This window comes from Sphingopyxis sp. H073 (genome assembly GCF_001468395.1).
In the GTDB taxonomy this organism is placed as follows: Bacteria; Pseudomonadota; Alphaproteobacteria; order Sphingomonadales; family Sphingomonadaceae; genus Sphingopyxis.
In genome coordinates this window covers 488,667-514,919 of sequence record NZ_LNSG01000003.1, presented here as the reverse complement: position 1 = coordinate 514,919, position 26,253 = coordinate 488,667, and the positions used below count along the sequence as shown (strand labels likewise).

Genomic DNA, 26,253 nt, shown 5'->3' with positions numbered 1-26,253 from the left:
GCGGCATGAGTTTTCTGGCGATGGCATTGATGCTGGCGGTTACCGAGCCGGGAATCCGGATCGATGCGGTGCCCGGCCGCGGCTATACAGCGACGGTCGACAGCTTTGAATCGGCGGCCTTCGGCAAGGTCATGGAATGAGTGCAGGCAGAGGCGGTGCGTCGCTGCGGCAAGCTCGGAACCCGCTTTGGCCGGCATTATTTCGACAGCCGCATCGACACGGCGCGCAACGTGATGCTGATCGAGAATCTGCGCCAGAACTTCTTCTGCTTCGATCCGGCGACCGATCCGTACAAGCCGGTGCCCGCCGATTGGACCGCAAGCGCGTCGGAGACCGCGAATGTGACGGTCTTCGTGACGCGCTTTCTCGATCGGCTGAACCGCGGCGATGCTGCTGGCATGGCGATGATGGATCCGATCATCGAGATCAGCAAGGCCGACTGGGACGGGCTGGTCAAGGGCGCGACGCAGGGGCGCACGGGCAGCGCAGGGACGCTCACGCCGAAGTTCGTGACGTGGAGCAACAATCCGGCGGGGGCTGCCTATCCGGGCGCCTATGCCTTCTTTTCGGTGATCGACGATCATCCGGGGATCGAGGGGACGTGCGGCGGGATCATGGTGCAGCGGGTGCGCGAGAATGAATATCGCATCTCGCAATATGACGTGCAGTTCATTCCGACCGCGCTGGTCGAGCAACGGGGTTTGACCGACGACGAACTCGACGGACTGTGCGCGCGCTGACGGCGCGGTACCTTCTCGTTCGTAATGCTTGAGAAACGCGGCGTGTCGCACTAGATCGCGCGCATGACCTCGACCAACGACATTCGCCGCTCTTTCCTCGACTATTTCGGGGAGGCGGGCCACCATATCGAGCCGTCGGCGCCGCTGGTGCCGTACAACGACCCGACGCTGATGTTCGTCAACGCGGGGATGGTGCCGTTCAAGAATGTCTTCACGGGGCTGGAGAAGCGTCCGTACAGCACCGCGACCTCGTCGCAGAAGTGCGTGCGCGCGGGCGGCAAGCACAACGACCTCGACAATGTCGGCTATACGGCGCGGCATCACACCTTCTTTGAAATGCTGGGGAATTTCTCTTTCGGCGACTATTTCAAGGAACAGGCGATCGACCACGCATGGACCCTGATCACCAAGACCTGGGGCCTGCCGCCGGAAAAGCTGACCGCGACCGTCTATCACACCGATGACGAGGCCTATGACCTGTGGCGCAAGATCGCGGGTCTGCCCGAGGATCGCATCATCCGCATCCCGACCAGCGACAATTTCTGGTCGATGGGCGACACCGGGCCGTGCGGTCCGTGCAGCGAAATCTTCTATGACCATGGCGACCATATCTGGGGCGGCCCGCCGGGATCGCCGGAGGAGGATGGCGACCGCTTCGTCGAGATCTGGAACCTGGTGTTCATGCAATATGAACAGTTGCCCGGCGGCGAACGCGTCGACCTGCCGCGACCGAGCATCGACACCGGCATGGGGCTCGAACGCATCGCGGCGGTGCTGCAGGGCGTTCACGACAATTACGATACCGATACGTTCAAGGCGCTGATCGCGGCGTCGGTCGATCTGACCGGTGTTCCGGCCGAGGGTGGAAGCCAAGCCAGCCACCGCGTGATCGCCGACCACCTCCGCGCGTCGAGCTTCCTCGTCGCCGACGGCGTGCTGCCGTCGAACGAGGGCCGCGGTTATGTGCTGCGCCGGATCATGCGGCGCGCGATGCGTCATGCGCATCTGCTGGGCGCCAAGGATCCGTTGATGCATCGGCTGCTGCCGTCGCTGACCGCCGAGATGGGCGCGGCCTATCCCGAGCTGATCCGCGCGCAGCCGCTGATCGCCGAGACGCTGGAGCGCGAGGAGGTCAAGTTCCGCCAGACGCTCGAGAAGGGATTGCGGCTGCTCGACGAAGCGACAGCCCAGATGGGCAAAGGCGATACGCTGCCCGGCGAGGTCGCGTTCAAGCTCTATGATACCTATGGTTTTCCTTACGATCTGACCGAGGATGCGCTGCGGTCGCACTACATCAACGTCGACCGTGAAGGCTTCGACGCGGCGATGGCGCAGCAGAAAGCGGCGGCGCGCGCGGCCTGGAAGGGCAGCGGCGACAAGGCGTCGGACGAAATCTGGTTCGACCTCGCCGAAGCCAACGGCAGCACCGAGTTCACCGGCTATACATCGACCGCGGGCGAGGCGACCGTGATCGGGCTGGTGAAGGACGGCAAGCCGGTCGGCGAGGCGAAGGCGGGCGACGAGGTGGTCGTGCTGACCAACCAGACGCCCTTCTATGGGGAGAGCGGCGGGCAGATGGGCGACGCGGGGACGATCGCGACGCTGGAAGGCGCGAAGGCGTCGGTGAGCGACACCGGCAAGCCGCTCGGCCGCCTGCATACGCATCAGGCCAAGCTGGAGGCGGGAACGCTGAAGGTCGGCGATACGGTCCAGCTCACCGTCGACGCCGCGCGGCGCGATCGCATCCGCGCCAACCACAGCGCGACACACCTGCTGCACGCGGCGTTGCGTAACCGGCTGGGCGGCCATGTGACGCAGAAAGGCAGCCTGGTCGCCGAGGATCGCTTCCGCTTCGACTTCTCGCACCCCAAGGCGCTGTCCGCCGAGGAGATTGCACAGATCGAAGCCGATGTGAACGCACAGATCCGCGGCAACGAGCCGGTGACGACGCGGTTGATGACCCCCGAGGACGCGATCGCGGCGGGCGCGATGGCGCTGTTCGGGGAGAAATACGGCGACGAGGTTCGCGTTCTCAGCATGGGCGCGGCGGACGATCATCACTATTCGGTCGAGCTGTGCGGTGGCACGCACGTCCGCGCGCTGGGCGACATCGCGCTGTTCAAGATCGTCAGCGAAAGCGCGGTCTCTTCGGGGGTGCGGCGGATCGAGGCGCTGACGGGCGAAGCTGCGCGCCAGTGGCTGAACGGCCGCGACGACGCGCTGAAGGCGGCGGCGGCGGCGCTCAAGACGTCGCCCGACGAGGTGCCGGCGCGCGTTGCGGCGCTTGCCGAGCAGCTCAAGAAGGCCGAGCGCGAGCTGGCCGACGCGAAGAAGGCACTTGCGATGGGCGGCGGCGGCGGTGCGGCGGCGGGCCCGGCGGTCGAGCAGGTGGGCGATGTGGCGTTCCTCGCGCAGGTCGTCGACGGGCTCGATCCCAAGGAACTGCGCGGCACGGTCGACGGCCTGAAGAAGCAGGTAGGTAGCGGCGTCGCGATGCTGGTTGCGGTCAACGACGGACGCGCTTCGGTCGCCGTGGGCGTTACCGACGACAGGACCGGCAGCCACAGCGCGGTCGATCTGGTCAAGGCCGCGGTCGCGGCGCTCGGCGGGCAGGGTGGCGGCGGCCGTCCCGACATGGCGCAGGGCGGCGGTCCGAACGGCGGCGCGGCGAACGATGCCGTCGCCGCGGTAAAAGCCGCGCTCGCCTGAAGTCGAACAAGTTGAAACCGACCAAGAAGACGCGGCGCACCGATCATGCCGAACGGCTGATCGCGGCGCCACTGGTCGATGTGTTCGCCGCCTTCACCAGCGCCGACAAGCTCGCGCGCTGGTTGCCGCCCGGCGGGGCGACGGGTGAATTCGAACATTGCGATCTGACCGAAGGCGGCGGTTTCCGCCTGCGGCTGATCTTCGACGACCCCGACGTCGACACCAAGAGCGACGACGACAGCGATATTGTCCAGGTCCATATTCCGGTGCTCGACGACGGGCGGCTGATCGTCTGGGAGGTCGAGTTCGAATCCGACGATCCGCGCTTTTCAGGGACGATGGCGATGCACTGGTATCTCTCGCGCAAAGGCGGCGGCACGCTTGTCACGATCGATGCGCATCACGTGCCGCCGGGGATTTCGGCGAAGGATCATGTGGCGGGGCTGACGAGTTCGCTGGCGAATCTGGCGGCGGTGGTGGAGGGCTAAGCCAACTTCCGACTCCGCTCGTGTCGAGCGCAGTCGAGACACCCATCATGCGCGCTTGCCTTCGAGGCATCTCGACTTCGCTCGATGCGAACGGGATTTGATGGCGGGTACTTACCCTTCCACCCCCTTTGCCTTCCCCCACGCGCGTGCGGCGGTGTAGCCGAGGTAGCCGGTCCCAAAGAGCGCGTAGAGCGGCTCGGGAATACCCGCGAGATAGGCGTTCATACCCTCGGCAATGCCCTTCGCCATCTCGGGCCGGGCGGCGGCGATCAGGCCCATCGGGATCGCCCATAGCAGCAGCGCATACATCACATAGAGGAAGCTCGGCCGGGCGCGGCTGGTCCAGGGGTCGGCGCTATTCGCCTCGGCGACGATTGCGGTCATGCGGGTGCGGATCGCCTCCATCTCCTGACTCCCCTCAAGCTTCAAGAGCTCGAGCTTGGCGCGGTCGCGTGCTTCCGGGTCGGGGATGATCTTGTCGATCAGCTTGGCGATCGGGCCGATCAGGCCTTCGATGATGCTCATGGCAATGCTCCTCAAGGTTTCAAAGTTCAGTAAAGTTCAGCCCAATGACGCGCGATGGGGCATCAGCCGCCCGCGATGCGGTTCGCGAGCCAGCCGTAGAGAAACGCCTCTTGGCTGGGACGGCGTTCGGCGAGCGCGATGTAGCGTTCGCCCTGCAGCGCCTCCATCGCACGCAGCAGGACGGTCTCGCCGCCCTTGCCGCGCGCCTTCAGGAAGCCGTCGAGCGCCGACAGGGTGCGCGGGCCGATGTCGCGATCCACCACGATGTCGGGATAATCGCGCGCGGAGCGGTTGAGCGCGTTGAGCGCGCGCTGAAGGAAGCCCGTCGCGACCGCGGTGCCCATGTTGACGCCGGTGTCGAAGAGTTCGGCGGCGATCCGGGGCGCGCGCAGCGCCACCTTGTCGAAGCCGGGGCGCAGCCAATAGAGGCGGCGGTAGATGATCGCGGCCTCGGCGCGCGGCAGATCGCGCATCGAGCCGTCATAGCCCTGCGCCCGCGCGACGGCTTCGGTGATTCCCCAACAGGTCGGGCCGCCGCGGTCGGCGGGGTGGTTTACATATCGGCCCTCGCGGTCGATGACGGCGTCGATCAACGCGTCGGCGTCGCAGGTCGATGGATCGGGTCGTGGCATGATTCGTTCCTTTCGGTTTGTCGTGCGCCGTAAACGAACCATATGGGTACATTGTAGGAAAGGCCTTTCTCGATGCGGGCTTTGCAGGTGCGTGAATTGCTGCCCGACCATGCCGGTGCGGGGCTGGTCGACCTTCCGGTGCCGGGGCCGGGGGCGGGCGAGGTGCGCGTTCGCGTGCGGGCCGCGGCGGTGAATTTCCCCGACCTGCTGATGACGCGCGGCGGTTATCAACTGAAGCCCGATCTGCCCTTCGTGTCGGGTCTGGAATTTTCGGGCGAAGTCGATGCGGTCGGCGCGGGCGTCACCGATTGGAGAGTCGGCGACGCGGTGGTCGGCGGCAACCGGTTCGGGGCAATGGCCGAATATACCGTTGTTCCTGCTGGGGCGCTCCGTTCAAAGCCTGAGGCGATGAGCTGGGAGGCGGCGGCGGCCTATCCGGTCGCCTACCTGACCGCCTATGTCGCGCTGGTCCGCTGCGCGCGGGTCGAACCCGGCGAATGGGTGCTGGTGCATGGCGCCGCGGGCGGCGTCGGGCTCGCGACGGTCGATCTGGCCAAGGCGCAGGGCGCGCGCGTGATCGCAGCGGCGAGCAGCGCGGAGAAGCGCGAGGCGATCACGCGGCTCTATGCGCCCGAAGCGGTGATCGCCGCCGAGCCGGGCTTTCGCGACGAGGTGAAAGCGCTGACCGGCGGCAAGGGCGCCGATGCGATCTTCGATCCGGTGGGCGGCGATGTGTTCGACGAATCGACGCGCTGCATCGCGTTCGGCGGGAGGCTGCTCGTGATCGGCTTTGCGTCGGGCCGCATTCCCGAGGTGTCGGTCAATATGCCGCTGATCAAGGGATTCTCGGTCGTTGGCGTTCGTGCGGGCGAATATGGGCGGCGCTTTCCCGGGCGCGGGGCCGAGAATGTCGCGGCGGTGGATGCGCTGGCGACAGCGGGCAGGATCCGGCCGCATGTCCACGCCGTGCTCGATCTGGCCGACTGGCGGGAGGCTTTTGCGATGCTCGAGAAGCGCGAGGCGGTGGGGAAGGTCGTGTTGCGCCCCTGATGCTCGATCACCGGACGGGCGCGGGGAACGCCCCGCCGCATCCGGCATAGTTTTGCGACAATCGCCGCGCCATGGAGCGTCCGGGGTGCACCTGTTCAGGGTATCTGGCGGCAGCGCCGCCCATCGATAAAGGACGATTTGTGAAGAAACGGATTCTGATTGCCGCGCCGCTGGCGCTTATCGCTCCCGCGGCCCATGCCCAGCCGCCGCACGACGGCGGGCGTATTTTCGCAATGATCGACGCCAATGGCGACGGCAAGCTCGACAAGGCCGAGATCACCAAGATGGCGCAGATGCGGGCGGAAAAACAGGGCGATCCCTCGCTCGCGGCGCCCGAAAAGATCGACATTTTCTTCAAGCATCTCGACGCCAATGGCGACGGCTTCGTCGACAAGAGCGAGATCGAGGCGATGCGCAGCGCCCGTGCCTCGGCTCCTCCGCCCGAAGCGCCGCAGGGCGACGCGCCGGCGCAGGACGCCAACTGACCGGTGCCGAGGGCGGCGTCCCGAAGAGGGGCGCCGCCCTCAGGCGACCGCGATCCGGATCGCCTGAACGAGAAAGGCGAGCCCGACGAGCGTCACCAGCCAGCGGCGGATGAGGCGGAACTGCGCGTCGCTGATCCGGTCGAGGATGATGCCTCCGACACTGATCCCAGCCATCGACGCCGCGACGGCGACGAGGGTGGCGGGAAGTGCGAGCGCTTCGCGCCCTTCGGCGCTGACCAGCAGGCCGCCGTAAACGAGAATCTTCGAGGCATGGCCCATCGCCTGCATCACCGCCTTGGTCGCGACGACCTGATGCCGGTTCAGCATAGTGTTGACGAACAGCAGGTCGCTTACCGGCCCGGAGACACCCGAGATCAGCGAGATGGCGTTCGCGACGAAGCCGCCTGCGACCGCGTGCGAGCGTTTGCTGGCGTCGAGCCGGATCCAGCGTTCGGGAAGCCAGACGAGGATCGGGGTCAGGCCGAGTCCGAGGAAAACGAGGAATTTGGTCGGCGCGAACAGGTTGACAGAGAAGAGCGCGAGCGACGCGGCTGATCCGAGCCCGAACCAGACCAGCACCGGCCACGCGATGTGCCGCCGGTGGAGCAGAAAGCGCCAGGTGTTCGACGCGAACTGGATGACACCGTGCAGCGCGAGCGCGAGTGCGGCGGGCAAGAGCCAGGTGAGCACGCCCATGAAGACGATGCCCCCGGCCATGCCGAAAACGCCCGAAAGGATGGAGGTGAGGAAAGCGGCGACGACGATCAGCGCGCTTGCCTGCATCGTTGTTCACGCTTTCCGTGCAAACCGCAGTCTTGCGGTGAAATTGGTCGGGACGAGAGGATTCGAACCTCCGACCCCCACACCCCCAGCCGCTTTTTTTGGGGGTTCATGGTGCAACGCAATTGCTCCGATAATTCTTGATTTTCCCTAAGAAATCAGCCACTTTTTGATAACTTAGGGCGTTGCGCGCGGTGCCATTTTGATGCGCCTTGTTTCACCAAGTTGCACCACCAGCGCACCACCAGAATGATTCGCGGACCAAGCAAAGGCGGTAGACGATGCGTGCGGCACTTACCCAAATGGCAATCGACAAGTTGCCCGTTCCGGCTTCCAAACCGCAGCACGCTTTCCTCAAGGGTCAGACGCTTTGACCGCTCCTCGATGATGCGGCGGGCTTGCTCGAACAACTCCTGCGACACAATGGCCGGAAATGCTTGGTCGTGCCTGATCCAGTCCGATGGATCATTGCGAACGTGCCGGGTTTTCAGCTTGAAGGATGTGCGGCCCCAAACGTTGTGACCGGCGTATTTGTCGTTGATGAGAATTTGGTGGACCGCACCGCGCGTCCATGCACGCCCTAAGTCGGAGCGGATGCCTTGGGCATTCAGCCAATCGGCGATTTGCCGTTCCGATCTGCCGTCCTCGACGAACTGGCGGTAGATGTCGCGGACAGTCGCGATTTCTTCATCCGGCCCCCGCACCAGCACGATCCGATCCGTAGCGATGCTCTTGTGCTCGCCACGGGCCAAAATGCCCTTGTGCTGGCCACGTTCATCGACAAGCATCCGGCGCAGCCCGAAGCCAGGTGCGCCACCTTGGCGATAGCCAAGGCCGATAAGGCGGCATTGCCCCGCAAACACCTTAACCGACAATTCGCGGCTGTATTCACCGGCCATCGCCCGCTTGACGGTTTTGATGATCGACGAACCAATGGTGCCGTCGTTCTCGAACTGTTCGGCGATATAGTGAACGGTGATCCCGGCGCGTTTGCAGCGCAGCTCATAATAGGCCGCTTCATCCGGGTCTTGGAAACGCCCCCACCGGCTAACGTCATAAACGAGAACGGCCTCGAAATCGACGTTGCCGCCGTCGATGTCCGCGAGAAGCTGTTGCAGGGAATCGCGCCCGCCAATTTGAAGGCCACTTTTGCCTTCATCGGCATAGGTGCGGACAATCTCGAATCCCCGCCTCTCGGCATATGCGCGTATTGCTGTCGCCTGATTGTCAGTCGAATATTGCTGATGATCGGTGGACATACGGACATATTCAGCGGCCCGCTTTGGTGGCGAGCCGTCTGATCGGAATTCATCGTCTGTTTTCCATTCAATGACCATCGTGGTCGCGCCTTGATGTTGCCCGGATGCTTCTCCGCTGCCTGCTCTCTCCTCTCTAACAGCAAAGGGAGGGCAACATGTTTCCGAAGAAGGGAAGTTCATTTCCGGTCGGTCGCGACAGACTGACGGATGCCGAATTCGCGCAGGTGATCGCCTCGGCTTTGAAGGTCGAGTTTGGATCGACGCGCAACGGCACGAAGATGATCATGAAATGGACAGGCGTCAGTGATCGCACCGCGAAAAACTGGCTGAATGGCACCAATGCCCCAAGTGGCGTGCATTTGATTCTGTTGGCGCGGGAATCCAACGCGGTGCTGAAGGCCATGATGTTGATGGCCGAAAGGCCGGAAATGTCGCTGGGCGCAAGCCTCCTTTCGCTGAGGCGCGTGCTTGGCGAAACGATCGCCGCGCTCGATCAAATGATGTGATCTCGCAATGCTTCTCTATCGCAGGCTGCGACCGAAGGGAGCGGCCCGCTTATGGGATCGGGTGGGCGGGTCAAACGAAGTGGCCGCCCCAGACCGGGGCGGCCTCAATCATTGGCGGGCTATGCCGCCTCTTTGATCGCTTCGGGGTTCGCTAGTTGATGCAGGAAGGCGACGGCGCGTTCGGCATGAGCTGCGGCCTGCACAATGGCGCGGGTGTCGTTTTGCAAGACCTTGATCCAACTCGCGATATAGCTGGCATGATCAGGGCGCGGCTCCAGGGCAATGCCAAGGTCGGCGGCAAGGAATGCCGCGCCAAGCTCTGCACACAATTCTTCTCGGGCGTAGGGCAGCAAGCGGTGAACAATGCCCGGTCCAGCATCCGCTCGACATCGACTATGCGGGTGCTGACCGACGCCAGTTCGCTGACGATCTCGCGGTTGTCGATCTGGTTGCCTGCCCCGCGAACGAGGGCGGCAAGGCCCGCGTCTACGACGCGGGCGAGCATCGCATATTCGCTTAATCCATAGCTCTTGGCGAACCCGGCAAGGGCGCGATGACGGGCGGGGGTTAGCCGCACGGTCTGGGCGCGGGCGCTCATCGTGCCGCACCCGATGAGATGCTATTTGCCATCGCGGAAAATGGCAGAATTACGCCGTTCTCGCGGTCTGACCTTTGGCGAGAGGCTATTAGCATCCCGCCAAACCCGCAGAATTGCGCCATGCACCCGTGCGTGAGGTGTGTATCTGAATTGCTGGCTCGATGCGTAGCATCGCAGCCCCCCAACATTGCCTTTTGGCGGTTCGGTTCAAGCATGACCCAGCCCCTTCCGGCATACGGCGCAAAGCGCGGGAACGGGTTCGCCAGATGCAGTTTTGGCCGTGGCAGCGGGCGGCTTTGTCGAAGCATCTGCCTGCCGGTCGCCGCCAGCCAAAGCCGCGATCAGCGCCTTGGCTTTCCGGTCAGCCCTGCACCTGTCGAAATGCTCCGGGACCGGTGGCAGTGCGGTTAGATCGTGATCTTCGACCCACGTTCGAATGACGGCCTCAATCGCCTGCTGCATCTTTTCGTGAAGTGCCTGCGCCTCGAACGGATCAAGATGGGCAGTAACGCCGGGTGACAAGATCAAGCCGCCAAGCGGAACCCAGTCCCGCCCAGCTTCCTGCCAAGGCCCGTCGATCCTGCACCGGGATGTGTCACCCTGATAGGATGCAAGCGGTGGCCGCTCGGCCTCGTGCCACGGGACAAGCGCGGCTCGGTATGTGTCACCGTCCTCGCCCTCGGCGAGCAGCTTGTTGATCAGCGGCACGACGTAGCAGGCAGTCCGATATTCAGCGGTGAAGCGCAGATTGACCTTGCGGCCAATCCAGATGGAATCGGCGAGCCGATCCATGACGCGTTGGAAAATCGACATGGGGCATCCTTTCGTGAAATCACGATTGCAAGTGTTCGTGGGGGTGAGGGCAGGTGCGCCCGCCAAGCAATTAAGCTGGGCCGGTTCGGCGGTGGGGCAGGTCAGTAGCGACGGGTCTGGAGGCTGCTCAGCCAGTCCTCGATGTCGCCCGAGCGCCAACGGATTTTGCCCGCGCCTATATGGCAGGGGCACGGAAATGCGCCGCTGCGTGCGCGGCGATACAGTGTGGTGCGGGATTTGAAGCCGGTGACGTTGAGCACGTCAGTTACGGTCAGGAGCTGGTCCCGGTTCGGAGGCATTGCGTGGTCCTTTCATTCGCTGGAATGCAGGAGGTCGCAAATCGGGGCGTCAGGGTGAATTCAGTTCCACATTCACGGAAATTCATGCATCGGCAAATTGCGGAGAAAGCCATTGAATGGCGGGTAGATGCCTGCGTGAATTTTCTCCATTCTGCTATCAGCCGTTCCTTCGTCGCGCAGCTTTTCTTTCTTCTGTTCGAATGTCTTGCCTTCGAACTCCGGGCGTCGCAGTGCGACGATGATCTGGATCGCTTCGCGAAATCCCTTGGCTTTTGAACCCGCTTTGTCGGCATGTGACAGAAGCCAGTTGATGCGCTTATCGAACAATTCGCGATCTGGGGTTTCAAGCAAGGTGCGCGATGTCACGAAGACGGGCGCAACTCGCCCGCCAAGTCTGACCCATAAGGCGCTCATCGGAATTGGCCTGTGCGGGGTGCATTGCCAAAGCGATTGATCGCGGCTGAGGACAAAGAGGGAGCCATGGTCCGCGAGGAAGGCAGCACGTGCTTTCTGTGACAGCGGCTTGACCGTTCCATCCGGCAGCCGCTCGTCGCAAATGATGTCGCCGTTCGCGATCAGATGCTTGTAATCTTCCAGCGCTCTCAGATTGCGTTGGAGCACGACATTCGGCTCGGTGACCAGCTCGTCGATTTCTGGCTCGAAGCGAATCTTGCTCTTGTTGTGCGCCCAAACGAAAGTCACCCCACTGGCCAGCAGGACCGCAACTCCGACGGCCATTGGCTCCCTGAACACGGCAAGAGCTGCGCCAACCGCAACAGCCACTATGGAGATGCCGCGCAGGACATCGAGGACCTGTTGACGCCTGCGGCCCCGGCGCGCAGCCAATGCCATCGCGTCGAGAACATCCTTCGGAATAATCAGCTCGATGGGTGTCCCAGCCGGTTGCTTGAGAAACGCAATGAAGCCGTCCCGGATTTTGACGAACTCGGCGGGGCTGAGGGGCAATTGCTCCTGCATCCGTCCAGTCGGATTAGGGGGAATCGGCCCGGCGTTCAATTCGGAAAAGGGGGCTGGCGATGTTCATTTTCGATGCTCAGCGATGCATCACGATGAGAACATACTGGCAATATCTGCACCACCAGCGCACCACCAGAGCAAAGCTGGGGTGGTGTGTTGTTGAGAAATCGCCGCTAAGTTATTGAAATATTGGTCGGGACGAGAGGATTCGAACCTCCGACCCCCACACCCCCAGTGTGATGCGCTACCAGGCTGCGCTACGTCCCGACCGGCCCGATTGGGCAGGCGTGGCCCCTAGCGCGGGTTGGCAAACGATGCAAGGCTCTCCTGAGCAAAGTCGACCGGCGGCGGGTGCGGCGATGCCATGGCCGCTACCGCCTTGATCTGTCGGCGGCGGCCCCCATGTGGGACGGGTCTGGCGGGGGAGGCTGCGCAGCGAGCGGTTGCGTCCATATTCCCCGCGTGATAGGCGCCGCGCCATTATTGTGCCCGCCCGTTCCGCTGGACGGGTGCCGCTGCAAAGAGAAAGTCTTTCGTTCATGTCGACTAATTTGCTTCTGACCCAGGCGGCTGGCTCCGGGGGCGGGGCCGCCGGTTTCATCATGCTGGTGCCCTATCTGCTGATCTTCGTCGTTTTCTGGTTCTTCCTCATTCGCCCGCAGCAGGTGCGGATGAAGGAGCATCGCAACAAGATCGCGGCGGTGAAGCCGCGCGATCAGGTCGTGACCGGCGGCGGGATCGTCGGCAAGGTGACGCGCGTCGACGATGAATTCGCCGATGTCGAAATCGCGCAGGGCGTGAAGATCAAGGTCGTGAAATCGACCCTGTCCGACGTGCTGGCGCCCGGCGGCAAGCCCGCGAACGACTGACGTTCCGGCGGCGCCGCTGCGCGCCGCCCAGACCAACCGGAATCCCCCCTATGCTCGATTTCCCGCGCTGGAAAACCATCGGCATCAGCATCATCCTGCTGCTCGGTATCCTTTTTTCCATTCCCAGTTTCCTGCCGTCCAAGACGTTCGAGAGCCTGCCGAGCATCGCGCAGATCAAGGTCAATCTGGGCCTCGACCTTGCCGGCGGCAGCCACTTGCTGCTCGAGGCCGACGTCGCCGACCTGCAGAAGACGCAGCTCGCGAACATGGAAAAGACGGTGCGTACCGCGATGCGCGGCGAGCGCGGACCCGACGACGATATCGCGATCGGCGAACTGTCGACCGCGGGCGGCAAGATCAGCTTCCTCGTCCGCGATCAAACGCAGCTCGATGCGGCGCGCGACCGCCTGTTCAACGAAACCGGCGGGGCCGGAATCTCGACCGGGCAGCGCGACTGGCAGATCGACGTTATCGATACGACGCGGATCGTGATGACGCCGACGGCCGCCGGTCAGACGGAGGCGATCAAGAATGCGATGGATACGGCGCGCGAGATCATCGACAAGCGCGTCAATGCGCTGGGCACGCGCGAACCGACGATCATCCGGCAGGGCGACGACCGCATCGTCGTGCAGGTGCCGGGCCTGCAGGATCCGCAGCAGCTGAAAGACCTGATCGGCAAGACCGCGCGCCTCGAATTCCGGATGGTCGACGCCAACGCCGACCCCGCCGAGGTCGCGGCGGGCCGTGTGCCGGTGGGCAGCGAGATCGTTCCCTATGCCGAAGGCGCCAATGCCGGCGGAGCTCCTTACGAAGTGCTGCGCCGCCAGGTGATGATCAGCGGCGAGCAGCTGCTCGACGCCAAGCAGGGCTATGACGGGCAGTCGGGGCAGCCGGTCGTCAACATCCGTTTCGATTCGGGCGGTTCGGCGACCTTCGCCAAGGTCACCGCGCAGAATGTCGGCAAGCGCTTTGCGATGGTCCTCGACGGCCGCGTGCTGTCGGCGCCGTCGATCAACGAACCGATCCTCGGCGGCAGCGCCCAGATTTCGGGCAGCTTTACCGTCGCCACCGCGAACAACCTCGCGATCTCGCTGCGCTCGGGTGCGTTGCCGGTGAAGATGACGGTGGTCGAGGAACGGACGGTCACGCCCGAGCTCGGCGCCGATTCGATCCGCAAGGGCATCATCGCGGGGATCGTCGCGACCGTTTCGGTGCTGACGCTGATGGTGCTCGTCTATGGCCGCTTCGGCGTCTATGCCAACGTTGCGCTGTTCTTCAACATCTTCCTGATCATCGCGATCATGGCGGCGTTCAACGCGACGCTGACCCTGCCGGGTATCGCGGGCTTCGTGCTGACGATCGGCGCCGCGGTCGACGCGAACGTGCTGATCAACGAGCGTATCCGCGAGGAATTGCATCGCGGGCGGCGCGTCTTCCAGGCGGTCGAACTCGGCTATTCGGAAGCAAGCCGCGCGATCTTTGACGCCAACGTCACCAACGTCATCGCGGCATCGCTGATGTTCTGGTTTGGCTCGGGTCCGATCAAGGGCTTTGCCGTCGTGCTGACCATCGGCATCGTCACCAGCGTCTTCACCGCGGTCACCGTCACGCGCCTGTTCGCGTCGCGCTGGCTGCACAAGACGCGTCCGGCGTCGATCAACATTTAAGGAAAGGGCGACATCATGCGTTTGCTGAAACTCGTCCCCGACGACACGAACATTGATTTCCTGAAATGGCGGAAGCTTGCTTCGGCCATGAGCTTCATCCTCGTCGCCATCTCGATCGCGCTCGTCGCGGTCAAGGGGCTGAACCTCGGCGTCGATTTCGTCGGCGGCCAGTCGGTGCGCGTCGAATTCAACGGGACGATGCCGCCGATCGATCAGATCCGCGAAAAGGTCAGCGCGATCGGCCTCGGCGAGCCGACGATCCAGCAGTTCGGATCGGACAAGGCGGTGTCGATCCGCACCGCGCTGCCCGAGGGCGACAAGACCGTCGCCGACCGCGCGGGCAAGCAGCTGGTCGCGGGCATCCAGAAAGCGTTCCCGACCGCGCATACCGGGTCGGTCGAAACCGTGTCGGGCAAGGTGTCGGGCGAGCTTATCAGCACCGGCGCGCTGAGCCTCGCGCTCGCGATGCTCGGCATCTCGATCTATATCTGGATCCGCTTCGAATGGCAGTTCGGTGTCGGCGCATTGGGCCGCCTGTTTCACGAAGTCGCGCTGACCTTTGGTTTCTTTGCGGTGACGCAATTGCAGTTCGACCTGAACAGCATCGCGGCGCTGCTCACCATCGTCGGCTATTCGCTGAACGACACGATCGTGGTGTACGACCGCGTGCGCGAAAATCTGAAGAAATATCGCAAGATGGACATCGTGCCGCTTCTGAACCTCAGCATCAACGAGACGCTGTCGCGCACGGTGATGACCAGCGTTTCGGTGATGCTGGCGCTCGCGATGCTGCTGATCTTCGGTCCCGACGTGATTTTCGGTTTCACCGCGGCGATGCTGTTCGGCGTGTTCGTCGGCACCTATTCGTCGATCCTGATGTCGACGCCGGTGCTCGTGTGGCTGAAGGTCGGCTCCGACAGCTTCATTCCCCGCACGACCGCCGCGAACGAAGGCGCCGAGCGCGTGACGCGCAAGGACGACGGCGCAGTGGTATGATCGACTAACGGCCGGCGCAGCGGCGGAGATGCTCCGCCAGCTCGCGGCCGTTGCGGTCCCAGTCGAAGCGGCCGCCCAGCGTGGCGGCGACCTCCGCCGGTGATGGCGGCGCGGCGAGCAGCGCGCGGACCGCGTCGGCAATCGCTTGTGGGGTGCGGTCGACGATGCGCCCGGCAACGGGAGCGGTGACGAGTTCGGCGCCGCCGCCCGCGTTGCTGATGACGATGGGGGTGCCGCAGGCGAGCGCCTCTACCCACGCATTGGCCAGCCCTTCGCTCGCCGATGGCATGACGACGATGTCGGCGGCGCTATAGAGCATCGGCAGGTCGGCGTTGGCGACCGGACCCATCAGATGAACGCGGTCTGAGACGCCCAGCCGCTGGGCGAGTGCGCGGTAGCGGCTTTCCTCCTCGCCTGCACCCGCCAGCCAGTAATGGACGCCGGGCAGCGAAGGCAGCGCCTCGATGACGAGCGCCTGCCCCTTGCGAGCGATGAGTGCGCCGACCGTGGCGAGCGCGGGCGCGTCGTCCATGCCCAATGCGGCGCGCGCGGCGGCGCGGTCCGCCGGATGGAACCGCGCGCCGTCGATACCCGTGTAGTGAACTGCGATCTTGCCGGGGTCGATGCCGATGGCCGCCATCTCGCGGCGCATCGAGTCCGATACGGCGAGAAGGCCGGAGGCCTTGTCCGCGGCCGCGAGAAGCTGCGGCGAGGTCGCCGGGTCGTGGCCGAAATGACTGATGTCGGCGCCGCGTGCCTTTGCCGAGAAGGGCACGCCCAGCGCGTCGGCAACGCGCATCGCGGCCGGACCGTCGGGATAGAAGAATTGCGCATCGACGACGTCGAACGACTGGCCTCGGACGGCCGACAGGACGGCTCGTGCGACCCGCGCCGGATTGAAGCGGGCGCCATACCGCGGGATCAGCGTAAAGCGTGGGCGATGGACGGTGAGGCCGTTCCATTGCTCGGCGTGCGGCAATGCGCGGAGAGCACGGTAGCGCTCGTGCAGCGAAAGCGGGAAGGGCGGGAGTCCGACGGGTGCGATGACGGTCAGGTCGATGCAGGGCTGCGCGGCGAGCGCGCGCAGGCTTCTTTCAACGAACAGGCCGAAGTTCGGCCGCGCAGCGTCAGGGAAGAGGGTGGCGATCGACAGGACGCGAAGAGGGGAAGTCATACTCGCCCATCCACCTCTTCGTCATTGCGAGCGAAGCGAAGCAATCCAGACTGCGCGTAAACCGCTCTGGATTGCTTCGCTTTGCTCGCAATGACGGGCTTCAGGATCACAACGTCCGGATCAATCTAACCGCGATCGCCGCCCATGGCGGGTTGCTCACGACCTGCTGGCGCTGACCGGTGCCGAGCGGGAGCAGGTGGAGCTTTTCGCCGTCGACGTTGAGCAGGCGCGCGAAGAAGAAGCGGCCGGCCGGGCGGGGAACGAGGATGTCGCGGTTGAGGGCAGTCGTCCAGTCTCCCTCGATCCGGCGGCACCAGATTTCGTCGCCCGCGCGATAATCGCCGATCGACGAGGTCACGCGCACGGCGACCATATCCTCGCCCGGACGCGCGGTGAGCGCCTGTTCGACCCGCGTCGGCGCCTGGGCACCGTCGGCGCCGAGGTGCGCGGTAATGGTGAGCTGCGTATCCTGCGGCAATTGGACGAGCTCGGCGGCTTCGACCCCCAGCGCCTTGGCGATGCGGTTCATCCAGCCCAATGACAGCGTTCGCGTGCCGGTTTCGAGGCGGCCGATCGTCTGCGCGGTCGTCGGCGGATCGCAGCGCTGCCCGACTTCTTCAAGCGTCAGCCCCTTGGCACGACGCACGGCGCGGATGCTGTTGATCATTGCCTATCCCCGAATAACCAAATCGGTTTCTTCTTTCCTACAAAATAATCCAATGTCAAGCCGGTCGTGCAAGGCAGGAGAATCGCATGACTGCACGCCGCCTCGAAACGCGCATCCATCCCGACGACCGGATCGATCCGGACAAGGCGGGGCCGCAGGTGATGCGGCATGTCACGGTCAATGTGGCCGAGAGCCCGATCGCCTGGCTGGCAGCGCGCGGGATGCTGACGCCGGGGCAATTGCACGCGGGCGAGCGGCTGCGCGCCGATTACGAGCGCGCGGGGCTGGCGGCGCGGGTGACGATGCGGTGGGACGCGGCGCCGCCGGCAAAGGGGCGTGGCGGAGCGCGGGCTTCGGATGCGTCGCTGGCACGGATCGACGCGCACCGGCGCTTTCATGCGGCGATCGACCATGTCGGGCCGGGGCTTGCCGATATCTGCTGGCGCGTTGTGTGTGCTGGAGAGGGGATCGGAGGGGCGGAGAAGGCGCTGGGCTGGCCCACGCGGTCGGGGAAGCTGGTACTGGGGCTGGCGCTCGACCGGCTGGCGCGGTTTTACGGGACGGAGTGAAGGGGGCGAGGTCCGCTATCGATCGATTGCGGACGTTCGCCTTAAGGTTAATATGGCGACGGGAGAGAGTGTGTGGAGGGAAACCAATCATGGCCGTCAAATGGTTGAGAATCGCGACATCCTTCACTGCATCACTTATTATTTCATCCTGTTATTTGAGTGATTTTGAAAAAGCATCCTGCGTTACTGGAAACTACAGAGCAAAATACATAGCAAGCGATGGATCATCAATTTTATTTTCTTTCTCTGAGCGTGGCCGTCACGTTGAGCTAGGCATTTCGAGCCCAGGGGGATCTGACGATGATGAACCCATTTCAAAGGATGGATCATTAACCGAAAGTGGATATGAGATATCTGATTTTGTTGTGATCCCTAAAAAATGGCCACCAATTGGAAATTGGGAAGGAAATAATTTAAAGTGTAAATCCAATGACAGTGGATTATATAAAGAATCACAAATAGTCAATTTTTCCTGTGGATACGTGAATGAGACTCGCAAAGACGAGTTTTTTTACTCTAAAGACATAGGTATTACAAAGATAATATTTGGAGCTATAACAGATCGCAACGAAGGCGCCGCCGTTTTGGTGTCGCCTAAAGGGATTTCGATGCCTTGCGATCAATCAAAATCGTCGGGCTGATGGGCAAGCAATGCGTCCGCTTCCCACCCCAGCGTCGCCGTTCATCGCCAATCTGAACGGAATGGCAGGAAACGACCGAAATAAGCCGTCGCCCCCGCGCAGGCGGGGGCCGCTGTCGGTTTACGCGGCCGCGCAGGAATAGGCGGCTAGCGGCCCCCGCCTGCGCGGGGGCGACGTTGTTGATACGACCGCTCCCCACCCCATTTCGGTCGGTCAGACGCCGACGCCTTTACATGACCGCTATCGACCGATTGCGGACATAAACGCTCCGTGGCAAGTTTACCTGATGCGCCCCATCATTCTGCTTCCAACAGTTTTTCTGCTCTGCAGCTGTATAGGCCAGCCCAGCAGCGATGAGGTCGCGTCAGTTACCTCACCTGACGGAACGACCCGCGCCATTCTGTTCGAGACGAATGGTGGCGCAACGACTGCGTTTGGATACGAAATTAAACTGCGGCCATCGCGCGCAGAAACAGACGACACTGTTGCTGCCGGTGCGCTATATGGGGCCACGCGAAGCGAGTGCAGTTGGGGGGTTAATCTGAGGTGGTCGTCACCGACTGAGCTTGTTGTTGAGTTTATGGAAGCAGACCAGACGAAGCTGCCGGCCCAAGTCCAGATTGGCAACAAAACAGTGGTAATCACTCAGCGCTCTGGAATTTCAGATAAGGCGGCGCCGTGCGGAGGAATGCTCGCTAACTTACGCTAGTGGGCAACGTCTGCTTTCCACCCCAAAGCGGACGCTAGCCCAGCGCTTCGACCTCTTCCGCCAGTGCCAGCCAGCGATCCTCGGCTGCCGCTTTGTCATCGCGCAGCTTGTCGAGCTTTGCCGTCAGCACATTGAAGCGCGCGCTGTCGCGCGCGAACAGGCTGCCGTCGGAGAGCTCGGTTTCGATGGCCGCCATTTCCTTCTCGATCTCCTCGATCCGGGCGGGGAGCAGGTCGTAGTCGCGCTGGTCCTTGTAGCTCAGCTTCTTGCGCGCCTGCGGCGGGGGAGGCGTGGTTTCGCTGGGCGCGGCCTTGGCCTTCGCGGCGGCGGGCTTCACGCGCTTCGCTTCCCAGTCGGCGTAGCCGCCGGCGACGATGTCGACCTTGCCCGATCCGTCGAGGCCGAGCGTCACGGTCACGGTGCGGTCGAGGAAGTCGCGGTCGTGGCTGACGAGGAGGACGGTGCCTTCGTAATCCGCGATAACCTCTTGCAACAGGTCGAGCGTTTCGAGGTCGAGGTCGTTCGTCGGCTCGTCGAGAACGAGCAGGTTCGATTCGCGGGCGAATTCGCGCGCCAGCAAGAGCCGCGAGCGTTCGCCGCCCGAAAGCGCGCCGACGCTGGCATTGGCGACCCCGGGCTCGAACAGGAAGTCCTTGAGATAGCCCTGCACATGCTTCTTGACGCCGCGCACCTCGATCCAGTCGCCGCCGTCGGCGAGAATGTCGCGAACGGTCTTGTCGGGGGCGAGCAGGCTGCGCTGCTGGTCGATGACGATGCCGTCGAGCGTCGGCGCGAGGGTGACGCTACCCTCGTCGGGCTGGATTTCGCCGGTGAGCAGTTTGAGCAAGGTCGACTTGCCCGCACCGTTCGCGCCGACGATGCCGATGCGGTCGCCGCGCTGAACGCGGAAGGTGAAGTCCCTGATGATCGTGCGGTCGCCGAAGCGCTTGGTGATATAGTCGGCGGTGATCACCGATTTCGAGCGGACGTCGTCGTTGGCTAGGCCGAGCTTGGCGACGCCGGGGCCGCCGATCATCGCAGCGCGGGTCGCGCGCATTTCGTGCAGCTTTTCGAGGCGGCCCTGGTTGCGCTTGCGGCGCGCGGTGACGCCGCGTTCGAGCCAATGCGCCTCGAGCCGGAGCTTTGCGTCGAGCTTTTCGGCGGCGCGCGCTTCCTCGGCGAACACCGCCTCCATCCATGCGTCGAAGCCGCCGAAGCCGATTTCCTTGCGGCGGATACTGCCGCGGTCGAGCCACAAGGTCTGGCGTGTCAGGCGGGTCAGAAAGGTCCGGTCGTGGCTGATCGCGACGAAGGCACCGCTATAGCGCGCGAGCCACGATTCGAGCCAGTCGATCGCCGCGAGGTCGAGGTGGTTCGTCGGCTCGTCGAGCAGCAGCACGTCGGGATTTTGCGCGAGCGCGCGGGCAATCGCGGCGCGGCGGCGTTCACCGCCCGAGGCACTCGCGGCCTCGCGTCCCATGTCGATGCCGAGCTGGTCGGCAATGGCCGCGACCTCATGCTCGGGCGGGGCGTCCGGGCCGGCGATGGCATAGTCCATCAGCGTCGCGAAACCGCGGAAGTCGGGCTCTTGCTCGAGCAGCACGACATGCGTGCCGGGGACGATCGTGCGTTTGCCCTTGTCGGGTTCGATGCGGCCCGCGAGCAGTTTGAGCAAGGTCGTCTTGCCTGCGCCGTTGCGGCCGATCAGCGCGAGCCGGTCGCGTTCGCCGATATAGATGTCGAGATCCTGGAACAGCCAGCCTGAGCCCTGAACCAGACCGACGCCTTCGTAAGAGAGAATGGGGGCAGCCATGATGAACGGCTCGCTACTGGCGCGTTCAGCATCATGCAAGCGCCGACAGAGCAAAGGCCGGAACGCACCCGCTCCGTCAGCGTTGGAGGGGCGGGATCACACAAGGCCGGAACACCGGTTCACAGGAGAATGAAATGACGAAGCAAATGCTCACCGCTATGGCTGCGGGCCTGGTGCTGGCGGCCGCGACGCCGGCCATCGCGCAGCAAGGAGGTTCGACGGTGACGACAGCTACGACGCAGGGTCCGATTCTGTCCTTCAGCGTGAGCGAGGAAGTGCGCTCGCGCCCCGATCAGGCGACCGTTGGCGCCGGGGTGACGACGACCGCGCCGACCGCGGTCGAAGCGATGCGCCTCAATGCCGCCGCGATGGACAAGCTGATCGCCGCCGCCAAGGCGAAGGGGATCAAGGCCGAGGACATCCAGACGAGCGGCATCAACCTGTCGCCGCAATATGATTACAGCAACAACGGCAACGGCCAGCCGCCGCGCTTCATCGGCTATCAGGTGTCGAACAGCGTGCGCGCGACGACGCCCAGGATCGACGACATCGGGCCGCTGCTCGATGCGCTGGTCGCGGCGGGCGGCACCAATGTCGACGGCCCGTGGTTCGCGATGAAGGATCCCGACGCGCAGCTCGTTGGCGCGCGCGGCAGCGCGATCAAGGCGGCCGAGGCCAAGGCGGCGGACTATGCGCGGCTTGCGGGCTATCGCGGCGCCGAGCTGGTCTCGATCAGCGAAGGCAGCTTCGGCGGGCCGCAGCCGCCGATGCCGATGGTGCGCCTGCAGGCGATGGACGCGGCGGGCAAGGCGACGCCGGTCGAGCCGGGGCAGGTCGCCAATACGCTGACGCTCAGCTTTCAGTATCGGTTGGTTCGGTAATCTGGTGCCCCGGCGAAAGCTGGAGCAAAGATAAAGGCCGCTGCCAATGGGCCCCGGCTTTCGCCGGGGTTCACTCAGCCCAGTTCCCCCTCCGCCCACGGCCAGGGGCGCTCGCGGAACCATTTGGTGATGATATATTTGCGGCCTTTGCGCACCTTCATCCCATGGTGGAGTGTGTCGGGGTTGGGGGTGCCGTCGGGGCGGACATTGTTCCAGGCGAGCAGCTTGCCGGTTTCGGGCTGGTGCATCTTTCCGGTCGCAAGGAAGCGCGTTGCGCCGCCTGCGGGCGGCTCGTTGAGGTAGATCATCAATGTCCAGCTCCGCTGGCCGGGTATCGCGCAATAGGTTTCCCAGTCGGCGCCGCCGGGATCGAAATAGTCGGTGTGCGCCTTGAACTCCTCGCCGACGTCGTAACGTTGTCCCTGCAGCGGCTCGCCATATTCGAGCGGGATGCCGGTGAGATCGTGGAGTCGGTTGTTCACCGCGACGACAATCGGATTGCGGTGGTCGAGATCGCAGGTCGAGCTGGTGCGGAAGGCTTCGTCGCCGTTCGGATCGGCGATCGTCGAGGGGCGCGCGTCGCCGTCGATCAGGGCCATCAGCGCGGCGCATGTGTCGGCATCGAGAAAGCGCGTCAGCATGAACTGCTGCAGTTTCGGCGAAGGCGCGCGGCGGATGCCGGGGACGGCGGAGAGCCGGTCCGCGGTGCGGTCGGCGCCCGAGGTCGCCATGTCGACATGATCGTTGCCAGCCATGGCGCGCTTTTAGTGGGGCGGGGCCATGCGAACAATGCTTGACGAACAAGGGGTGCGCGCCTATCGCCGCGCGCTGTCGCAGGCGGTTTCGCCGGGCGTGTGGCGACCATAGCTCAGTTGGTTAGAGCGCCGGTTTGTGGTACCGGAGGTCGCGGGTTCGAGCCCCGTTGGTCGCCCCATTTTCACCATCATTGCGCATATGCGGGATTTGGGGTGACACTTGCCCCATGACGGATTATTACGCCCTAACGTAATTTTCTAACGCGAGGAGTCGCGCATGTCTGCTGTCTGGGATTTCGCCGATTTCGACGATCATGAGCATGTCCACATGTTCCGCGATCGGGCGAGCGGGCTGACGGCGGTTATCGCGGTCCATTCGACGCACCTCGGCCCCGGCGCGGGCGGGGTGCGCTACTGGCATTATCCGCAGCGCGCGGCGGCGATCACCGATGCGCTGCGCCTGTCGCGCGGCATGAGCTACAAGAATGCGATGGCGGGCCTGCCGATGGGCGGCGGCAAGGGCGTGATCCTGGCCGACGAAAATGGCGCCAAGACGCCCGAACTGCTCGCCGCATTCGGCCGCGCGGTCGATTCGCTCGGCGGCGCCTATGTGACCGCCGAGGATGTCGGGATCACCGACGCCGACATGGTCGAGATCGCTAAGCAGACGAAGCATGTCAGCGGGCTGCCCGTCGCGAGCGGCGAGGCCGGCGGCGATCCGGGGCCGTTCACCGCGCTCGGCGTCTATCTGGGGATCAAGGCGGCGATTCGCGAAGGCCTCGGCACCGACAGCGCGGCGGGCGTGCGCGTCGCGATACAGGGCGTCGGCAGCGTCGGCGGCGGGGTCGCGCGGCGGCTGGCGGCCGAGGGCGCGAAGCTGACCCTCGCCGACGTCAATCTGGCGCGCGCCAAGGCGCTGGCCGAAGAGCTGGGCGCCGAGCTCGCCGATTCGGCGGCGATCATGGAGGTCGAGGCCGACGTGCTGAGCCCCAATGCGCTTGGCGCGATCCTGACCGAGCGCAGCATCGAGAAGCTGCGCGTGCCGATCATCGCGGGCGGCGCGAACAACCAGCTGGCGACTGCGGCCGACGGCCAGCGCGTTCACGATCGCGGCATCGTCTATGCCCCCGACTATGTGATCAACGCGGGCGGCATCATCAACGTCGCGCTGGAATATCTGGGGCAGGGCAGCCGCGAGGAAGTCGAGAGCCGCATCCACCTGATCCCCGGCCGGCTCGCCGAGATATGGGCCGAGAGCAAGGCGAGCGGCACGCCTGCGTCGGTGGTTGCCGACCGGATGGCGCAGAAACTGATCGGGCGGGGGTGATCCTGTTCGACAGTCGGAAGGTGGGCGCACCGAGCCCTCCCCGCTGCGACTAGGGTCCTGACCCTAGCAAGCAAGCTTGCAAGTCTCGCTGCCCCTCCCGCAAGCGGGAGGGGTTTTGTTGTCGGCGATTTCCGCTAAGCCAGCCTACGATGAAACGGCACTTCTATCTGGTCGCAGGCTGGGCTTCGCTGGGACTCGGTGCGATCGGTGCGTTTCTGCCGCTACTGCCGACGGTGCCGTTCGTCATCCTTGCGGCCTTCTGCTTCGCCAATTCGTCGCCGCGGCTCGAGTCGTGGCTGCTGAACCATCCGCATTTCGGACATCATATCGTCGCCTGGCGCGAGAAGGGCGCGATCAGCCGCAAAGGCAAGGTTGCGGCGACTGTCGCGTTCGCCGCGAGTATCGTGCTGGCGGCGATCCTGTCGCCCTGGCCGTGGGTCATGCTACCGGTGATTGCGGCGGCGGTAACGGGGAGCTGGATCTGGACGCGGCCAGAGGGGTGATCCTCCGAGGCGAGCGTTGCACGAAGAAGAGAAATCCTCCCTGTCGCGAAGCGATGGGGAGGGGGACCATCGCGAAGCGGTGGTGGAGGGGCCGCGAGCGTCAGCGAGCGCTACGCGCTCCGCCCCTCCGTCAGCCCGAGCGCTACGCGCTCCGCCCCTCCGTCAGCCCGAGCGCTACGCGCTCCGCCCCTCCGTCAGCCCGAGCGCTACGCGCTCCGCCCCTCCGTCAGCCCTCCGGGCTGCCACCTCCCCATGGCTGCGCCACAGGGAGGATCAACGGTCGCAGCCGTTTGGGTCGCGGCTTGCCACGGCAGGGAGCATGGGGCGAGGCTTGACCTCCGGCTCGCTACGGGCGAAATCAGCCCCGCCGGGTCGCGCCGGGGCAATTCACTGGACCGACAAATCGGCCTCACCTAAAGACGACGCGAGACCGATGCACGCTTACGCCAACCCCACCCGCTTCCTCGCGATCGCCAAGCCGCTGACCCCGTGGCTGCTCGGCGTCGGGCTGCTGTTCGTGCTGGGCGGAGCGTTCGCGGGCCTGACGATGGTGCCGGGCGAGGCGAAGCAGGGCGAGACCGCGCGCATTCTCTATGTTCATGTGCCCTCCGCGTGGCTCGGCATGGGCGGCTGGACGAGCCTTGCGGTGGCGGGGCTGGTGCAGCTCGTCTGGCGCCATCCGTTGTCGGGAATCGCGGCGCGCGCGATCGCGGTGCCGGGGATGCTGTTCACCGCGCTGTGCCTGGCCACCGGATCGATCTGGGGCAAGCCGACGTGGGGCACCTGGTGGGAATGGGACGGCCGGATGACCTCGATGCTCGTCCTCCTCTTTCTCTATGCGGGATTTATCGCGCTGACGAACGGCGACGCCAACGGAGCGGGGGGCCAACGGCAAGGCGGCTCGCTGTCGCGCGGCGCGGCGGTCTATGCGCTGGTCGGCGCGGTCAACATTCCGATCATCAACCGCAGCGTCGTGTGGTGGAACAGCCTGCATCAGGGGCCGAGCATCACGCTGGGTGGATCGAGCATCGACCGGACGCTGCTCTGGCCTTTAGGCTTGACCCTGGTCGGCTTTTCGCTGCTATTCGGCGCCATCGTGCTGATGCGGATGCGGCGGATCATCGCCGACAACCGCGTTGCGGCGCGGCTGCGGCGGCTCGCCGACGACGAGGGACATTGAGGCATGACGGGGGTGATCAGCGGGGGCGGGCAGTGGGCCTATGTGGCGGCCGCCTATATCCTGACCGCGCTGCTGACGGGCGGCGTGCTGTGGACGAGCTGGCGCGCGATGGCGAAAGCCGAGAAGCGCAGCGACGCGCTTCGCAAGGACCGCAAATGAAGGCGAAGCATCAGCGATTGATTCTGGCCGCGGTCGCGCTGTGCGGTGTCGCGGGTGCGGGTGTGCTCGCGGCGAGTGCGCTACGCGACGAAGCCGCCTATTTCCGGACTCCCGCCGAAGTCGTCGCCGGCAAGACGACCGTCGGCGAGCCGATGCGGCTGGGCGGCATGGTCGCCGCGGGGAGCATCAAGCGGCAGGCCGACGGGCTGACGATCGATTTCGTCGCGACCGACGGCAAGGCCTCGATCCCCGTGCAGTTCAAGGGCATCGTCCCCGACCTTTTTGCCGAAAATTCGGGGATGGTCGCCGACGGCCGGATGCGCGCCGACGGGGTCTTCGTCGCCGACCGTATCCTCGCCAAGCATGACGAGCGCTACATGCCGCCGCAGATGGGCGACATGCCGAAGAATATGAAGGTGGCGCCCAAGGTATGATTAGCTTTTTCCGTCGCCCCCGCGAAGGCGGGGGCCGCTATCAG

29 protein-coding genes and 2 tRNA genes are annotated in these 26,253 nt (G+C 64.4%); 19 read left to right on the top strand and 12 right to left on the bottom strand.

Annotated features, from left to right (window positions below; all coding sequences use genetic code 11):
* The first annotated feature begins 5 nt into the window (after nt 1–5).
* The 4 genes from ATE64_RS22330 (at nt 6) to ATE64_RS07950 (ending at nt 3,937) form a co-directional block, all read left to right on the top strand.
* Nucleotides 6–140 carry a hypothetical protein gene (locus ATE64_RS22330; protein ID WP_269433201.1) on the top strand — a complete coding sequence of 45 codons (135 nt, stop codon included), beginning with the start codon at nt 6–8 and terminating at the stop codon, nt 138–140.
* A 15-nt stretch (nt 141–155) separates the two neighbouring features.
* Nucleotides 156–740 carry a hypothetical protein gene (locus ATE64_RS07960; protein WP_167541753.1) on the top strand — a complete coding sequence of 195 codons (585 nt, stop codon included), beginning with the start codon at nt 156–158 and terminating at the stop codon, nt 738–740.
* Between the two features lie 63 nt (nt 741–803).
* Nucleotides 804–3,449 (top strand): alanine--tRNA ligase, encoded by a 2,646-nt coding sequence (alaS, locus tag ATE64_RS07955; RefSeq protein ID WP_058457439.1) that lies wholly within the window; start codon nt 804–806, stop codon nt 3,447–3,449.
* A gap of 11 nt (nt 3,450–3,460) precedes the next feature.
* Entirely contained in the window at nt 3,461–3,937 is a 477-nt protein-coding gene (locus tag ATE64_RS07950; protein ID WP_058457438.1) for an SRPBCC family protein, read from the top strand.
* Between the two features lie 111 nt (nt 3,938–4,048).
* Here ATE64_RS07950 and ATE64_RS07945 read toward each other — a convergent pair whose 3' ends face one another.
* The gene (locus ATE64_RS07945; protein ID WP_058457437.1) at nt 4,049–4,462 is read right to left on the bottom strand and encodes a holin family protein; all 414 of its coding nucleotides are present in this window, start codon (nt 4,460–4,462) and stop codon (nt 4,049–4,051) included.
* 62 nt (nt 4,463–4,524) lie between these two features.
* Nucleotides 4,525–5,094, bottom strand: coding sequence for a glycosyl hydrolase 108 family protein (locus tag ATE64_RS07940; protein WP_058457436.1), 570 nt, complete (start codon nt 5,092–5,094; stop codon nt 4,525–4,527).
* 72 nt (nt 5,095–5,166) lie between these two features.
* On the opposite strand from ATE64_RS07940, the gene ATE64_RS07935 reads away from it, so the two are divergent.
* Nucleotides 5,167–6,144, top strand: a complete 978-nt coding sequence (locus ATE64_RS07935) for an NADPH:quinone oxidoreductase family protein (protein ID WP_058457435.1) — start codon at nt 5,167–5,169, stop codon at nt 6,142–6,144.
* Nucleotides 6,145–6,284: 140 nt separating this feature from the next.
* Complete coding sequence (locus ATE64_RS07930; RefSeq protein WP_058457434.1) at nt 6,285–6,629, top strand: EF-hand domain-containing protein; 345 nt, start codon at nt 6,285–6,287, stop codon at nt 6,627–6,629.
* A 39-nt stretch (nt 6,630–6,668) separates the two neighbouring features.
* On the opposite strand, the gene ATE64_RS07925 is transcribed toward ATE64_RS07930, so the two are convergent.
* Nucleotides 6,669–7,412: a sulfite exporter TauE/SafE family protein gene (locus tag ATE64_RS07925; protein WP_058457433.1), complete on the bottom strand. Its 744-nt coding sequence runs from the start codon at nt 7,410–7,412 to the stop codon at nt 6,669–6,671.
* Between the two features lie 155 nt (nt 7,413–7,567).
* Nucleotides 7,568–8,746 carry a recombinase family protein gene (locus tag ATE64_RS07920; protein WP_082657637.1) on the bottom strand — a complete coding sequence of 393 codons (1,179 nt, stop codon included), beginning with the start codon at nt 8,744–8,746 and terminating at the stop codon, nt 7,568–7,570.
* Nucleotides 8,747–8,823: 77 nt separating this feature from the next.
* On the opposite strand from ATE64_RS07920, the gene ATE64_RS07915 reads away from it, so the two are divergent.
* Nucleotides 8,824–9,174 (top strand): hypothetical protein, encoded by a 351-nt coding sequence (locus ATE64_RS07915; RefSeq protein ID WP_058457432.1) that lies wholly within the window; start codon nt 8,824–8,826, stop codon nt 9,172–9,174.
* 119 nt (nt 9,175–9,293) lie between these two features.
* On the opposite strand, the gene ATE64_RS07910 is transcribed toward ATE64_RS07915, so the two are convergent.
* The 4 genes from ATE64_RS07910 to ATE64_RS07890 all read right to left on the bottom strand — a co-directional run bounded on the left by ATE64_RS07910 (nt 9,294) and on the right by ATE64_RS07890 (nt 12,129).
* Nucleotides 9,294–9,527, bottom strand: coding sequence for a zincin-like metallopeptidase domain-containing protein (locus ATE64_RS07910; protein ID WP_231729110.1), 234 nt, complete (start codon nt 9,525–9,527; stop codon nt 9,294–9,296).
* Between the two features lie 452 nt (nt 9,528–9,979).
* Nucleotides 9,980–10,564: a hypothetical protein gene (locus tag ATE64_RS07905; protein WP_197410115.1), complete on the bottom strand. Its 585-nt coding sequence runs from the start codon at nt 10,562–10,564 to the stop codon at nt 9,980–9,982.
* 392 nt (nt 10,565–10,956) lie between these two features.
* Nucleotides 10,957–11,850 carry a hypothetical protein gene (locus ATE64_RS07895; RefSeq protein WP_156418596.1) on the bottom strand — a complete coding sequence of 298 codons (894 nt, stop codon included), beginning with the start codon at nt 11,848–11,850 and terminating at the stop codon, nt 10,957–10,959.
* A 202-nt stretch (nt 11,851–12,052) separates the two neighbouring features.
* Nucleotides 12,053–12,129, bottom strand: a tRNA-Pro gene (locus tag ATE64_RS07890).
* Nucleotides 12,130–12,401: 272 nt separating this feature from the next.
* On the opposite strand from ATE64_RS07890, the gene yajC reads away from it, so the two are divergent.
* Genes yajC through secF form a run of 3 tightly spaced genes read left to right on the top strand, consistent with a single transcriptional unit; the run spans nt 12,402 to nt 15,397 of the window.
* Nucleotides 12,402–12,731 (top strand): preprotein translocase subunit YajC, encoded by a 330-nt coding sequence (yajC, locus tag ATE64_RS07885; RefSeq protein ID WP_058457429.1) that lies wholly within the window; start codon nt 12,402–12,404, stop codon nt 12,729–12,731.
* A 50-nt stretch (nt 12,732–12,781) separates the two neighbouring features.
* Entirely contained in the window at nt 12,782–14,401 is a 1,620-nt protein-coding gene (gene secD / locus ATE64_RS07880) for a protein translocase subunit SecD (RefSeq protein WP_058457428.1), read from the top strand.
* A 15-nt stretch (nt 14,402–14,416) separates the two neighbouring features.
* Nucleotides 14,417–15,397: a protein translocase subunit SecF gene (secF, locus tag ATE64_RS07875; RefSeq protein ID WP_058457427.1), complete on the top strand. Its 981-nt coding sequence runs from the start codon at nt 14,417–14,419 to the stop codon at nt 15,395–15,397.
* Nucleotides 15,398–15,401: 4 nt separating this feature from the next.
* Here the strand turns inward: secF and ATE64_RS07870 are convergent, their stop codons facing one another.
* The gene (locus tag ATE64_RS07870; protein WP_058457426.1) at nt 15,402–16,571 is read right to left on the bottom strand and encodes a glycosyltransferase; all 1,170 of its coding nucleotides are present in this window, start codon (nt 16,569–16,571) and stop codon (nt 15,402–15,404) included.
* Nucleotides 16,572–16,677: 106 nt separating this feature from the next.
* Entirely contained in the window at nt 16,678–17,238 is a 561-nt protein-coding gene (locus tag ATE64_RS07865; RefSeq protein ID WP_058457425.1) for a helix-turn-helix transcriptional regulator, read from the bottom strand.
* 161 nt (nt 17,239–17,399) lie between these two features.
* Between ATE64_RS07865 and ATE64_RS07860 the strand changes: the two genes are divergently transcribed.
* The gene (locus ATE64_RS07860) at nt 17,400–17,807 is read left to right on the top strand and encodes a DUF6456 domain-containing protein (protein ID WP_058457453.1); all 408 of its coding nucleotides are present in this window, start codon (nt 17,400–17,402) and stop codon (nt 17,805–17,807) included.
* An 89-nt stretch (nt 17,808–17,896) separates the two neighbouring features.
* Nucleotides 17,897–18,448: a hypothetical protein gene (locus tag ATE64_RS21575; protein ID WP_156416556.1), complete on the top strand. Its 552-nt coding sequence runs from the start codon at nt 17,897–17,899 to the stop codon at nt 18,446–18,448.
* A gap of 743 nt (nt 18,449–19,191) precedes the next feature.
* On the opposite strand, the gene ATE64_RS07855 is transcribed toward ATE64_RS21575, so the two are convergent.
* On the bottom strand, nt 19,192–20,970 hold the full coding sequence (locus tag ATE64_RS07855) for an ATP-binding cassette domain-containing protein (protein ID WP_058457569.1): 1,779 nt from the start codon (nt 20,968–20,970) through the stop codon (nt 19,192–19,194).
* A gap of 134 nt (nt 20,971–21,104) precedes the next feature.
* Here ATE64_RS07855 and ATE64_RS07850 point away from each other — a divergent pair, with 134 nt between their 5' ends.
* Nucleotides 21,105–21,851 (top strand): SIMPL domain-containing protein, encoded by a 747-nt coding sequence (locus tag ATE64_RS07850; protein ID WP_082657636.1) that lies wholly within the window; start codon nt 21,105–21,107, stop codon nt 21,849–21,851.
* Nucleotides 21,852–21,925: 74 nt separating this feature from the next.
* Here the strand turns inward: ATE64_RS07850 and ATE64_RS07845 are convergent, their stop codons facing one another.
* Entirely contained in the window at nt 21,926–22,606 is a 681-nt protein-coding gene (locus ATE64_RS07845; RefSeq protein ID WP_231729109.1) for a 2OG-Fe(II) oxygenase, read from the bottom strand.
* Between the two features lie 102 nt (nt 22,607–22,708).
* Between ATE64_RS07845 and ATE64_RS07840 the strand changes: the two genes are divergently transcribed.
* From ATE64_RS07840 to ccmE, 6 genes are all read left to right on the top strand, one after another.
* Nucleotides 22,709–22,785, top strand: a tRNA-His gene (locus tag ATE64_RS07840).
* 98 nt (nt 22,786–22,883) lie between these two features.
* On the top strand, nt 22,884–23,933 hold the full coding sequence (locus ATE64_RS07835) for a Glu/Leu/Phe/Val dehydrogenase dimerization domain-containing protein (RefSeq protein ID WP_058457568.1): 1,050 nt from the start codon (nt 22,884–22,886) through the stop codon (nt 23,931–23,933).
* 149 nt (nt 23,934–24,082) lie between these two features.
* On the top strand, nt 24,083–24,436 hold the full coding sequence (locus ATE64_RS07830; protein WP_058457567.1) for a YbaN family protein: 354 nt from the start codon (nt 24,083–24,085) through the stop codon (nt 24,434–24,436).
* Between the two features lie 433 nt (nt 24,437–24,869).
* The gene (gene ccmC / locus ATE64_RS07825) at nt 24,870–25,616 is read left to right on the top strand and encodes a heme ABC transporter permease CcmC (protein WP_058457566.1); all 747 of its coding nucleotides are present in this window, start codon (nt 24,870–24,872) and stop codon (nt 25,614–25,616) included.
* Nucleotides 25,617–25,619: 3 nt separating this feature from the next.
* Nucleotides 25,620–25,775, top strand: coding sequence for a hypothetical protein (locus ATE64_RS21980; RefSeq protein ID WP_167541752.1), 156 nt, complete (start codon nt 25,620–25,622; stop codon nt 25,773–25,775).
* The gene (gene ccmE, locus ATE64_RS07820; RefSeq protein WP_058457565.1) at nt 25,772–26,209 is read left to right on the top strand and encodes a cytochrome c maturation protein CcmE; all 438 of its coding nucleotides are present in this window, start codon (nt 25,772–25,774) and stop codon (nt 26,207–26,209) included. The genes ATE64_RS21980 and ccmE overlap by 4 nt, the downstream gene beginning before the upstream one ends.
* The last annotated feature ends 44 nt before the right edge of the window (nt 26,210–26,253 follow it).

Bases quoted from the DNA above. Each gene is read 5' to 3' on its own strand.
- ATE64_RS22330 (WP_269433201.1), top strand. From the start codon at position 6: ATGAGTTTTCTGGCGATGGCATTGATGCTGGCGGTTACCGAGCCGGGA.
- alaS (WP_058457439.1), top strand. From the start codon at position 804: ATGACCTCGACCAACGACATTCGCCGCTCTTTCCTCGACTATTTCGGG.
- ATE64_RS07945 (WP_058457437.1), bottom strand. From the start codon at position 4,462: ATGAGCATCATCGAAGGCCTGATCGGCCCGATCGCCAAGCTGATCGAC.
- ATE64_RS07940 (WP_058457436.1), bottom strand. From the start codon at position 5,094: ATGCCACGACCCGATCCATCGACCTGCGACGCCGACGCGTTGATCGAC.
- ATE64_RS07935 (WP_058457435.1), top strand. From the start codon at position 5,167: ATGCGGGCTTTGCAGGTGCGTGAATTGCTGCCCGACCATGCCGGTGCG.
- ATE64_RS07925 (WP_058457433.1), bottom strand. From the start codon at position 7,412: ATGCAGGCAAGCGCGCTGATCGTCGTCGCCGCTTTCCTCACCTCCATC.
- ATE64_RS07920 (WP_082657637.1), bottom strand. From the start codon at position 8,746: ATGGTCATTGAATGGAAAACAGACGATGAATTCCGATCAGACGGCTCG.
- ATE64_RS07915 (WP_058457432.1), top strand. From the start codon at position 8,824: ATGTTTCCGAAGAAGGGAAGTTCATTTCCGGTCGGTCGCGACAGACTG.
- ATE64_RS07905 (WP_197410115.1), bottom strand. From the start codon at position 10,564: ATGGATCGGCTCGCCGATTCCATCTGGATTGGCCGCAAGGTCAATCTG.
- yajC (WP_058457429.1), top strand. From the start codon at position 12,402: ATGTCGACTAATTTGCTTCTGACCCAGGCGGCTGGCTCCGGGGGCGGG.
- secD (WP_058457428.1), top strand. From the start codon at position 12,782: ATGCTCGATTTCCCGCGCTGGAAAACCATCGGCATCAGCATCATCCTG.
- secF (WP_058457427.1), top strand. From the start codon at position 14,417: ATGCGTTTGCTGAAACTCGTCCCCGACGACACGAACATTGATTTCCTG.
- ATE64_RS07870 (WP_058457426.1), bottom strand. From the start codon at position 16,571: ATGACTTCCCCTCTTCGCGTCCTGTCGATCGCCACCCTCTTCCCTGAC.
- ATE64_RS07865 (WP_058457425.1), bottom strand. From the start codon at position 17,238: ATGATCAACAGCATCCGCGCCGTGCGTCGTGCCAAGGGGCTGACGCTT.
- ATE64_RS07860 (WP_058457453.1), top strand. From the start codon at position 17,400: ATGCGGCATGTCACGGTCAATGTGGCCGAGAGCCCGATCGCCTGGCTG.
- ATE64_RS21575 (WP_156416556.1), top strand. From the start codon at position 17,897: ATGGCCGTCAAATGGTTGAGAATCGCGACATCCTTCACTGCATCACTT.
- ATE64_RS07855 (WP_058457569.1), bottom strand. From the start codon at position 20,970: ATGGCTGCCCCCATTCTCTCTTACGAAGGCGTCGGTCTGGTTCAGGGC.
- ATE64_RS07850 (WP_082657636.1), top strand. From the start codon at position 21,105: ATGACGAAGCAAATGCTCACCGCTATGGCTGCGGGCCTGGTGCTGGCG.
- ATE64_RS07845 (WP_231729109.1), bottom strand. From the start codon at position 22,606: ATGGCTGGCAACGATCATGTCGACATGGCGACCTCGGGCGCCGACCGC.
- ATE64_RS07835 (WP_058457568.1), top strand. From the start codon at position 22,884: ATGTCTGCTGTCTGGGATTTCGCCGATTTCGACGATCATGAGCATGTC.
- ATE64_RS07830 (WP_058457567.1), top strand. From the start codon at position 24,083: ATGAAACGGCACTTCTATCTGGTCGCAGGCTGGGCTTCGCTGGGACTC.
- ccmC (WP_058457566.1), top strand. From the start codon at position 24,870: ATGCACGCTTACGCCAACCCCACCCGCTTCCTCGCGATCGCCAAGCCG.
- ATE64_RS21980 (WP_167541752.1), top strand. From the start codon at position 25,620: ATGACGGGGGTGATCAGCGGGGGCGGGCAGTGGGCCTATGTGGCGGCC.
- ccmE (WP_058457565.1), top strand. From the start codon at position 25,772: ATGAAGGCGAAGCATCAGCGATTGATTCTGGCCGCGGTCGCGCTGTGC.